This is a genomic window from Butyricimonas sp. BSD2780061689_150309_C8, from assembly GCF_015560935.1.
GTDB classification, from domain to species: domain Bacteria; phylum Bacteroidota; class Bacteroidia; order Bacteroidales; family Marinifilaceae; genus Butyricimonas; species Butyricimonas paravirosa.
The window spans coordinates 1-6790 of record NZ_JADMSV010000051.1; the positions used below are offsets into that span (position 1 = coordinate 1).

Genomic DNA, 6790 nt, shown 5'->3' on the forward strand with positions numbered 1-6790 from the left:
AACTCCCCCTTACACAGGGGGAGAAACCGCTTGGTAATCAGCTCTCCCCCTGTGTAAGGGGGAGCTGGAGGGGGTAGCTTGTAGATAATGGATAAGACTTTTTAGACAACCCCTATATAGTAAATAGTTGACAAACAGTATGTTTATCTGGAATGATTAAAACCTCTCGGTTTCTGTGGTTCTTTCTTCGCCCACATCAGAGCGCTATTTGTCGGCTCTTTCAGAGCATCCAACTGGTTCACGCAACGTTTGATGTCCTCCATCAACAGATCGGCCAAATCAAACCCGGTGCCCTGTCGAACAACAACACGCATGATTATCACGTCCTCCATCGCTTTCGGCATCGTGTAAGCAGGCACCTGCCATCCTTCCACGTGTAGCGCATCCGACAAGTCGTACAAAGTCCATTTCCGGTTTGGATCATCTTTCAATTTCCAGATGAACAACGGGTTCGGCATATCATTACTGAAGAACTCGAAAATACCCATCTTTTTCAATTGCTCTTTCAGGTAGAGACAAACGTTCAGGCAATTTTGCTGTACTTTCTTGTACCCTTCCTTACCCAAGCGCATGAATTGGTAATACTGGGCCAATACCTGGTTACCCGGACGAGAGAAGTTGATGGAAATACTCGGGATATTAGCTCCCAGATAATTCACGGCAAAGTTCATTTCCTCGGGTAAATATTGCTTGTCTTTCCAAACCACCCAGCCCACACCGGGATATACCAGACCGAACTTGTGACCTGAAGTACTGATGGAAAGTACCCATTTCAAACGGAAATCCCAGATCGTTTCAGGATCGATGAACGGGTGGATAAACCCACCGGTAGCGGCGTCCACGTGGATACAAATCTCCCAGCCTTTCTCGGTGTTCAACTTGTCGAGCGCGTCGTTAATCTCCTTCACGTTATCATTCAACCCGGTAATCGTCACTCCTTGAATCGGCACCACGCAAATGGTGTTCTCGTCGCAAGCCTTGATCACGTCCTGCGGGTCAAGCGTGATCTTCTCCGCCGTCACGGGAATCATACGCATCTCGACATCCCAGTAGATAGCGAATTTCTCCCAAACCACCTGCATACAGGTCGAGATGATGAAATTCGGTTTATCGATAGGAAGACCTTTTGCCTTACGTCTCTTCTGCCAGCGTTTCAAGGCGGCAATACCACCCAGCATACAAGCCTCGGAAGAACCCACGGTACTCGTACCCGTGCAATACGGTTTCTCCGGTGAATTCCACAACTTGGCAAGGATATTCACGCATCGACGCTCGATCTCCGCCGTCTGCGGGTACTCGGTCTTATCGATCATGTTCTTATCCATGTTCTCGGTCATCACTTTTCTAGCGTAATCATCCATCCATGTAGTCACGAAAGTCGCCAGATTCAAACGTGAATTACCATCCAACATGGCCTCGTCATGCACGATTTGATAGGCAACTTCGCCCGGCATCATACCCTCTGGCATCTCGTATTTCGGTGCCACCCGGGCCTCTTCATCCGTCCCAAAAACCGGTGTGATAGGATTTTCTGTCTTCATAATTAATTAGTTTAGTTTATTTAGAAAATTTTTAAAGGGCGTGTCTGTCAAGACACTCGTGAATAATTACGATGCCGCGGAACGAAAGTTTCAACCTCCCATCACATTTAACAACCCTTGTACTTTGCTGACATCACTTACACATCCTTGACAACCAGTCCTAGATAGCGGGTTAAATCCAACGCCTGCACGGGTGACACGACCACCCCACGTAAATCCCCCACACCCAGCCGCAGGCCTTCCAACCGTGAGGATGTTAAGTCTATCCCCTTCAATGAAGTACGAGAAAACTCAGCCTCCACGAGGCTACACGTGTCGAACGCCACCGCCTCCAGCCGGCAACTCTCCAAGGCACTTCCCTGCATATCATCGTGGGCGAAAAGTACTTGTTTCAGACGCCCCATCGAGAGATTCATGTAACGGGCGTTGCAATGCTGGAACAACACGTTATTCAACACACCGTCCGATAGGTTCGTCCCCATCAACTTGCACGAACGGAATTCCACCCGGAACAACACGCACCCCGACAAGTCCACGTTCGACAGGTCACAATTCTCGAACAACACGTCCGCAAGCCGAGACTCCCGGAAACGGCAACCAGGAAACGAGACATGATCAAACACGCAGGACGACACGTTCACCTCCGACAAATCCACCCCATCAACCACCTCCCGACTGAACGAGCGACGATCCACCTCGTCATCGTCCACCAACAACTCGCTGAACAACTCGTTCCCCGTCTCTACCCCCTGCAACACGGGCGGAACCACCCTTACCTCGTTATTATTTCTTTTCACGTGACCTGATTTTTTCTTGTTTCACGCGAATATACACAAACCTCTCCCCGGATAAAAATAAACCCGCGAGAAAAACATTTCAAGTTAATTTTCAGTATAAGAAGAGAATATTAATTATATAACATCATGGAAACGAGTTTCTTGAAACTTATAGAACACAGCATAAAAGAACACTGGCACCTTCCCTCCCTGACGGACTACGAGGATGCGGAACATAACTATAAAGACGTGGCACGATGGATTGAAAAATTACATATCCTTTTCGAGGAAGGCGGTATCCGACCGGGAGATAAAGTGGCACTATGCAGCCGCAACACGTCCAACTGGGGAATAGCTTTTCTCGCCACGCTCACTTACGGGGCAGTGGCCGTTCCCATCCTTAACGAGTTTAAACCCGACACGATTCACCACATTATCAACCACTCCGGGGCCCGGCTCCTGTTCGTGGGAAAATCCGTGTGGGATAACATAGACCACGAGAGTATGCCCGCGCTAGACGGGATCATCGCCATGGCTGATTATTCCGTGATCTCCTCCCGCAACCCGGTTCTCTCGGAAACCGCCACCCGGCTGGAGACCCTGTTTTCCGCCCGGCACCCCGGGGAACTGCGAATCGAGGATATACACTACCGCACGGAGGAACCGGAAGAACTGGCCATGATCAACTACACGTCCGGCACCACCAGCTCGCCCAAAGGCGTGATGCTCCCTTACCGCAGTATGTGGTCCAACCTCCGCTACGCCCTTGACCAGATGGGTTACACGCCGGGCGAAAAACTTGTATCCATCCTTACCATGGCCCACATGTACGGGCTGGCCTTCGAGTTCATTTACCCCTTCGCCAGCGGAATACATATCTACTTCCTACAAAAAATGCCCTCGCCCAAGATACTGGGGGAAGTCTTTGCCGACATCCGCCCGCACCTGATCGTCGCCGTGCCTTTAATTATCGAGAAAATCATCAAAAGTCGAGTACTCCCGCAACTGGAAAAGTTTCATATCAAGCTGATGCTAAAAATGCCCATCATCGGGGGAAAAATCCGCCACAAGATCAAGCGGCAGATTCTTGATGCTTTCGGGGGACGATTCAAGCTACTCGCAGTCGGGGGAGCCGCCCTCAATAAAGAAGTCGAGGCATTCCTCCATTCCGTGAAATTCCCCTACACCGTGGGCTACGGCATGACCGAGTGCGGACCTGCCATTGCTTTCGACCACTGGCAAACGTTCCGTCCCACCTCCTGCGGGAGAGCCGTGGACCGCATGGAAATCCGCATCGACTCGCCCGATCCGTTCAAACAAGTTGGAGAAATTCTCACCAAAGGCATGAATGTCATGGACGGGTACTACAACAACCCGGAAGCATCTAATACCGTACTTTCCCCCGACGGATGGCTCCACACGGGGGATCTCGGCGTGCTGGATCCGGACGGGTATCTCTACATCAAAGGTCGTAGCAAAAGTCTCATTCTCGGCCCCAGCGGGCAGAACATTTACCCCGAAGAGATCGAGGACCTACTCAACGCCCAACCTTATATCGCAGAATCGCTAGTGATTGAACGGGAAGGTAAACTCGTGGCCCTTGTCTATCCAGATGCCGAGGCCATGAAACAAAACAAAATATCCCGCGAGGCACTTCTCAAAATCATTCACGAGACCCGCAAACAGATCAACCAGCAGATCCCGGCATACAGCCAGATTGCCCGGATAGAGATTCACGACGAGGAATTCGAGAAGACCCCGAAACGAAGTATAAAACGGTTTTTGTACCAGTAGTGAGGGTGTAAATTTGCAAATATCCCTTATTTTTACTATATTGTGAATCCATTCAGCGAATTATGGCTCGTGGTACATGATTTGCTATATATTAACATGACATTTATATTCACGAAAAAACAACAAGAACATGAAAACACTGAAAACAATCATTCCAATAGGAATACTCCTTTTTACCTGCCTCTTTGCAATGGGTGAAAAGAAACAGAAAAGCGACACCGCGGGTATCGCCAAGATCGAACAACTCATGAAAAGCCGTGAATTCTACATCGAGGTAGATCAAGCCTTCCCGACAGGTAACAGCAGCATCACCATAGACTCCAAATACGGGCAGAAACGCATCGGTGGCGAAGGCTACGTTTCGCTGGCTACCAACGAGGGACAACTCTTTATCCTCGACACCATAGCCACGGGACGCTTGCCATTCTTCGGACGGGCCTACTCCACGGAATACGGACAAGGCGGCGGGATTGAATTCGAGAAAGCAAAGATTGAAAACGAATCATTCAAGGTGATTAACAAACGCAAAAAACATTACATCGAATACAAATTCAACGTGAGAAATCGCAACGATGTCTTTAACTTCTACGTGGAAGTTTACGGTAACGGGAAATGCAGTGTCAACGTGACCAGCAACAACCGGGCAAGTATCTCATACAGCGGTGATCTTACTCCAATTCCGGATGATAAAAGAAAAGCTCTGGGAATATAAATAAGTTTATAAAATCGAACCTTTGGTTCTGAAAGTTCATAAGGTCTATGACCTTATGAACCTTACTACTTTTCACCCTCCCCTCGAAATCTCGAAAAATATTCGTAACTTTGACATTTGTTTGACAGTATACTTACAGATGGAAGAAAGTTTTATATATTATATAGAGAGTAGTATCAAGGAAAACTGGGATCGTCCGGCACTGACCGACTATCACGGAATAAATTGTAACTACAAGGACGTGGCCCGGAAAATAGAAAAATTACATATTCTTTTCGAACACGCGGGCATTAAAAAAGGAGATAAAATCGCATTATGCGGGAGAAATTCCACAAATTGGGGAATTGCATTTCTCGCCACACTAACCTACGGGGCTGTCGTGGTCCCCATCCTAAACGAATTTAAACCGGATAACATACACAATATCGTGAATCATTCCGAGGCTCGCCTACTTTTCGTGGGTAGCGTCGTGTGGGAAGGATTGAACGAGGCCTCGATGGAAGCTCTGGAAGGTATTTTAAGCTTGGAAGATAATTCAATACTCGTGTCGCGTAGTCAAACACTATCACACGCACGGGAGCGACTGAACGAACTATTCGGGAAGAAATATCCCGACCGTTTTCGCCCAGAAGACGTGAACTACACGTATGACAAACCGGAAGAACTCGCCATTATTAACTACACGTCGGGAACCACTAGTTTCTCGAAAGGGGTTATGCTCCCCTATCGCAGCCTTTGGTCGAACCTCACGTTCGCCTTCGGGGTATTCGGGAAATTACCCGGAGAACAGGTTATATCCATGCTCCCCATGGCGCACATGTACGGGTTGGCTTTCGAGTTCATCTACGAGTTTGCCAGCGGGGCTCACGTATTTTTCCTAACGAGAACCCCGTCCCCGAAGATCATTGCGGACGCATTCTCCACGGTAAGACCCAACTTGATTATTTCCGTACCCTTGATTATCGAAAAGATTATCCGGAAAAAAGTATTCCCGGCACTGGAAAAACCATTGATTAAACTCATGCTTAACCTGCCGTTACTCGACAAGAAAGTGAAGAACTCCATCCGTCAGAAAGTCATTGATGCCTTCGGCGGGAATTTCAAAGAACTCATTGTCGGTGGGGCCGCTCTGAATAAAGAGGTAGAAGAATTTTTACACTCGATAAATTTTCCCTATACCGTGGGTTACGGTATGACGGAATGCGGACCGATCCTCTCGTATGCCGGATGGGAAACTTTCAAAAAAGGCTCCTGCGGAAGAGCTGCACCCCGTATGCAACTGAAAATAGACTCGCCCGATCCGGCACATATCGTCGGGGAAATCCTTGCCAAAGGTGATAATCTCATGATCGGGTACTACAAGAACGAGGCGGCCACACATGCCGCTTTCACACCCGACGGCTGGCTCCGCACAGGAGACCTTGGACTGATTGACGAAGAAGGCAACCTTTTCATCAAGGGGCGTAGTAAAAACATGATTCTCGGCCCCAGTGGTCAAAATATCTACCCGGAAGAAATTGAAGATCATCTGAATAACCTTCCTTACGTGAGCGAATCTATCGTGGTCGAGAAAGAAGGCAAACTCACCGCCCTCATCTATCCCGACTTCGAGGCTATCAATGCAGACAACAAGAACTCGGACGAGGTTATCGCTGCCATCATGGAGGAAAACCGGAAACAAATTAACGAAACTCTCCCGGCATACAGCCAGATCGCGAAAGTTACGATATACAATGAAGAGTTTGAAAAAACACCAAAGAAGAGTATTAAGCGCTTTTTGTATCAATAGTTTCGCTGAAAGCGAAAATGAGGCTGTGTCAAAAGGTATTTTATCCTCAAAAAACTCCTCCGTCACTTCGTGCCACCTCCTCTATGAACAGGACTTTTTGGACATTTACTTTTGCACTATTCAATAACACGAAAAATCGTGTATCTTTGAAAAAGAAGAGTTGCAGTGCACTAATTTT

General features: G+C 48.1%; 5 protein-coding genes. 3 read left to right on the plus strand and 2 right to left on the minus strand.

The genetic code is table 11. The features are described 5' to 3' along the window. Positions 1-143 precede the first annotated feature (143 nt). Together I2I33_RS20015 and I2I33_RS20020 are read right to left on the minus strand one after the other, a co-directional pair. Positions 144-1541, minus strand: a complete 1398-nt coding sequence (locus tag I2I33_RS20015; RefSeq protein WP_087422053.1) for a glutamate decarboxylase — start codon at positions 1539-1541, stop codon at positions 144-146. A gap of 137 nt (positions 1542-1678) precedes the next feature. Next, a complete protein-coding gene (locus tag I2I33_RS20020) occupies positions 1679-2338 on the minus strand; it encodes a pentapeptide repeat-containing protein (RefSeq protein ID WP_087422052.1) in 660 nt (219 codons plus the stop codon). Positions 2339-2464: 126 nt separating this feature from the next. Between I2I33_RS20020 and I2I33_RS20025 the strand changes: the two genes are divergently transcribed. The 3 genes from I2I33_RS20025 to I2I33_RS20035 all read left to right on the plus strand — a co-directional run bounded on the left by I2I33_RS20025 (position 2465) and on the right by I2I33_RS20035 (position 6612). After that, complete coding sequence (locus tag I2I33_RS20025) at positions 2465-4111, plus strand: AMP-binding protein (RefSeq protein WP_087422051.1); 1647 nt, start codon at positions 2465-2467, stop codon at positions 4109-4111. A 130-nt stretch (positions 4112-4241) separates the two neighbouring features. Then, entirely contained in the window at positions 4242-4823 is a 582-nt protein-coding gene (locus tag I2I33_RS20030) for a DUF4251 domain-containing protein (protein WP_087422050.1), read from the plus strand. Positions 4824-4962: 139 nt separating this feature from the next. Next, positions 4963-6612: an AMP-binding protein gene (locus I2I33_RS20035; RefSeq protein ID WP_087422237.1), complete on the plus strand. Its 1650-nt coding sequence runs from the start codon at positions 4963-4965 to the stop codon at positions 6610-6612. Positions 6613-6790: the final 178 nt, after the last annotated feature.

Coding starts and splice junctions, on each gene's coding strand:
- I2I33_RS20025 (WP_087422051.1), top strand. CDS start 2,465: ATGGAAACGAGTTTCTTGAAACTTATAGAACACAGCATAAAAGAACAC.
- I2I33_RS20030 (WP_087422050.1), top strand. CDS start 4,242: ATGAAAACACTGAAAACAATCATTCCAATAGGAATACTCCTTTTTACC.
- I2I33_RS20015 (WP_087422053.1), bottom strand. CDS start 1,541: ATGAAGACAGAAAATCCTATCACACCGGTTTTTGGGACGGATGAAGAG.
- I2I33_RS20035 (WP_087422237.1), top strand. CDS start 4,963: ATGGAAGAAAGTTTTATATATTATATAGAGAGTAGTATCAAGGAAAAC.